Annotated in this window: 1 protein-coding gene; it reads left to right on the forward strand. The window is 38.3% G+C overall.

Translation table 11 applies throughout. The annotated features are described in order from the left end of the window. Positions 1-436: 436 nt before the first annotated feature. Positions 437-4469, forward strand: a 4033-nt coding sequence (locus HMPREF2805_RS08000) for a mucin-binding protein (RefSeq protein ID WP_075232082.1), incomplete at its 3' end; no start/stop codon positions are given.

Below are 4469 nucleotides of genomic sequence, written 5' to 3' on the forward strand. Positions count from 1 at the left end.
TTTCTAGAAATTAGTTTGACTTTCCTAATCGATTTGTTCATACCTTATTTCAATCTACTATAACATCTGGAGAGGACAGTCGTTGTTCTCTCCATTTTTATATCCAGAGATAGAAGGATTTGTTGAAAAACTAAAAGATAAAACTATAAATCTCGGAAAAAAATATTTACTAAAAATTTTTAATACTGTTAAATAAATTGTATGAATATAAAAATGGATAAATCTCTTATAGTATGGCTGAAATACATTACTAGATGCATGTTTGTTTCTTTAGTTCTATTTGTTAAAGAATTACTAAGTTTCCGATAAAAGATGTAAAAAAATATTGAATTCAATATATATAGTGCGTTTTTTATAAAAAAGTAACCGCTAACACTTGATTTTTATAAATATAGTGATATACTAAATTTGTGTAAAAAAATTAAAGGAGATAAACATGAAGTTTCATTTTAATGAGCGTCAACGCTTTTCTTTACGTAAGTATAGTTTTGGTTTAGCCTCTGTTCTTTTAGGAACTGCCTTCTTTTTGAGTGGGCAAGTTGCTAGTGCTGATGAGGTAAATGTTTCAGAAACATTGCTCACCTCCGTAGTATCTGTTAGTCCAGAAAGTTCAACAAGTACATCGGAATCTTCAGTACCAAGAACTTCTGAATCAAAACCTACAGTAGCAGATAAGTCTGCTCTATCACCAGCTACTGCCGATTCAAAACCAACAGTAGCTGATAAACCTGTTGTAACACCAGAAACAACTGAAGTTTCTTCAGATTCTGAAAAAGTTGCAACAGAAAGTCCAAAATCTGAGAAATCAGAAGTATCAGCTAAAGAATCAAGTGAAGATACGGCAAAAACAACTGAAGGTAAAGCTGAAGTTGCTGAAAAAGATGATAAGTCTACTGATAAAGCTCCAGCTGAAGCACGCCGTTCAACACGTACACGTCGAGCTACTTCAGAAAATAAACGTGAAGTATCAAATTGGAGTGAGTTTGTTTCAGCCTTAGAGGATGGAAATGTCAGAGAAATCACTGTAAATGGTGATGTCGTAGCTCAAGGTGATAATGGTAATACCGACAATGGACGTTCAGGATCTGTTGACCGTAAGACTACTATTCATGCACAATCTCGCCCAGTTACGATCCAAGGTAAGGATGGCAATGCTCGTCTTGAACTTTTGTCACACACTTTGGAGTTGACAGGAGCTAGCTGGGAACTAAATCTTAAAAACCTTAAAATAGCGACTGCTAATTCTAAAGGTCCAATTGATTTATCAAGAACTAGCGGTTCAAATACTGTTACCTTTGAAAATGTAACTAGTGTTGGTTCATCACTTTATGGTGGTGGTGGTAACACCCATGTTGTTATCAAAGGAACTACAACTTCAACAGTTAGTGACAGTTATCCAGCTGCAAATGGTCAAACTCAACACGTACAACGGAATGTTGGCGCTGCTGGCCATTCAGACCAACGTCGTGAGTCAAATATCCACGATGCCAAATCTGTAACAGTTTCTGAGGGAGCTAGCTTAACGCTTAACCGTTCTTCTCAAGGGGATGCTATTACTCTTGAAAGTGGAGCTAAGGTCAGTGTAAAAGATAAAGGTAGCCTTACTATTAACATGAACACTGACAATCGATCTGAAAATGCTCGCTACCATAATGCTGGTATTTTCATGGCTGATAGTGGGACCGTGGAAACTGGTAAGGATTCTAAGTTAGTCTTGAATACTAGTATCGGACAAGGGATTTCAATTGGTGTAAATCGTCCAGCTGATGGTATCACTGATAAGGATCGTTACGGTGGATATGTTGCAGGTAACCACGGTAGAAAAAATGGACCGAGTCGAGTTCTTATTGGCGATGGTGGAACTTTTGAATTTCATGGCCGTGATGGGATTATGATGGGAAATCACTCAGAACTTGTCACAGGTCAAAATGCCAAAGTTCGCTTTGAAAATAAAGGTCGTGGTGTTGCCCTTGATTTCGGAAATGATTCAAGAGTAGTCTTTGGAAAACATTCAAACAATACCTTCCATTCTGTAGGCAAAGGGCCTAAGAGCGGCGGTGGTCCGTCTGGAAGTTATGACGGATATAACTATATCGGTCTAAATGAGAACGGTAAGATTCTTGTAGATGACTTTGCTACTTTCCGTGTGCAAATGGACAATCGTGGAGATAATGCCTGGGATGATGTGATTTCCCTTGATTCTAGGAATGGTCGCAAGAGTGAACCAGTTTTTCAAGCGAATAAGGGTTCTATTGTAGATATTCGAGATGATAATACTAACTACTATGCTGAGTTGATCTCAGTAGCATTGGGAGCTAGTACAAACACTTATTTCCAGTTTAATAATCCGCTATATGTTTCCTTTATGAGATACACAAAATCAGATGGTACATCAGCAGGTGAAATTACCGGGAAACTACCAATAACTATTCCTCAAGGGAACAATCCACAGGATATTGGCCACGGAAATATTCTTTATATCTCAAATAAATTAGAAGCTTCAGGGAACCGAATCGAATTTAATGGTCCAACAAATAATGCAGGTGTTGGGACCTATACGGTTTATTCCATGAACAAGGATGGTAGGGATGCACAAAGTCATAATAAACAGAGTTCTGTTTGGATGAATATCCAGGGCGGATCTATGTCTATTGCTGGTTTCCAAAATAATAGAGCACACATAGAACCTGCTAATGCCACATCTGTACCAACAGGTTCTTCTACTGGGGGAGTTGTTGCCACAGATAGGACTTATGGTATTGACCCGGTAGGTGATAACCGTCAAAATATTTGGGTATCAAATGGATCAAAAATCAACCCGACTGGTGTTCATAAAAATGTCATCAAATATGTCTACGAAGATGGAACTCCAGTTAAAAAAGATGTTATCCAGTCATCAGAATGGAAGCGTACTTTGGATGTCTCTATTGACCAAGAAGGCTTTAAAAAGATTTTAAAAAATTCAAGTGTCAGCAATGGTGATGAGTTCTTAGCCGCCTATAGTAAGGCTAAGTATCACATTTCTGATATCGATGGAGATAACATCGCTGATACAGGTTGGAAAGTTGATGGAACAAATTCAGGTACCTATAATTATGGAACTATTGCTTCACCAAAAGTCGATGGCTATAAAGCAGAAATCAAGTCAACTAATGTTCCAGGATTAGAAGTTGGGGCTCAAGCTGATTCAGTTTCTGTTTCATATGATTCAAGCAATGCACCAGAAACGCTTATTGAATCTCAAGCGGGTGGACGTACCGTTTCAGAAACTTATTGGCGCAATATTGTAGCCAAATCTGATTTGGGTGTCTATGAAACAGTTGTTGTCTATAAAAAAGTAAAACAAAAAGCTATTGTCAAATACATTGATACAACTGCTAATAATAAGGAATTAGCAAAAGATGAAGTTGAAGGTACATCTGGTGAAGCTATTAACTACTCAACTGCAGCTAAGATTGCTGATTTTGTTAATAAAGGTTACAAACTTGTAGAAGATGGTTTCACAAACTCAACTGCAGATCAAAAGAAATTTGATGATGATGAAAACATTGATCAAGAATTCGTAGTTAGATTAGAACACGGTGAAACTCCAGTTGGACCAAATAACCCACATAAACCAACAGAGCCAATCAATCCAAATGATCCAAACAGTCCAAGATACCCTGCGGAAAATCAATGGAAGAAAGATGTAACGTCAACTGTTCATTATGTGGTATCAGACGGTAATGCAACTGCCCCAGCTGATAAGGTTCAAAATGCACAATGGACACGTACCTTAAAACTTGATAAGGTGACAGGTAAAGTTCTTAACTCTGATGAACCATGGACAGCGAATAAGGATAACTATGATGCAGTTCCAACACCAGGATTGACAGGTTACTACGCTGATAAAGGAAGTGTTGCTTCTAAGACAGTCACTCAAGAAAATCTTGAAGAAACTGTTACTTACAACCCACTTGGAAAATTGGTTCCAAAACCAGAGATACCAAAAGATCCAAACTTCCCATCAACACCAGAAGTGCCGTATCCAAATGATCCAAACGATCCAACCAAACCAGGTCAACCAGTTGTGCCTAATGTACCAGGCTACAAACCATACTTGCCAGATCCAAACGATCCAACGAAACCAGGTCAACCAGTAGAACCAGGAACACCTGTAACACCGGATAAACCAGGTGAAGATACGCCGATTATCTACCGCAAGGCAGATCAAAAAGCTACTATCAAGTATGTAGACCAAAATACTGGTGCAACACTTGAAAGTGATCAAGTAGGTGGTAAATCAGGTGAAGCTATTGCCTACTCAACTGCAGCTAAGATTCAGAAATACCAAGATCGTGGCTATGTTCTTGTAAGTGATGGATTCCCAGCAGGAGCTACCTATGACAAGGATGAATCAGTTGATCAAGAATTCGTAGTTACCTTGAAACACGATGTAACTCCAGTTGGACCAAATAACCCACATAAAC

This window comes from Streptococcus sp. HMSC034E03, from assembly GCF_001811505.1.
Classification (GTDB): Bacteria; Bacillota; Bacilli; order Lactobacillales; family Streptococcaceae; genus Streptococcus.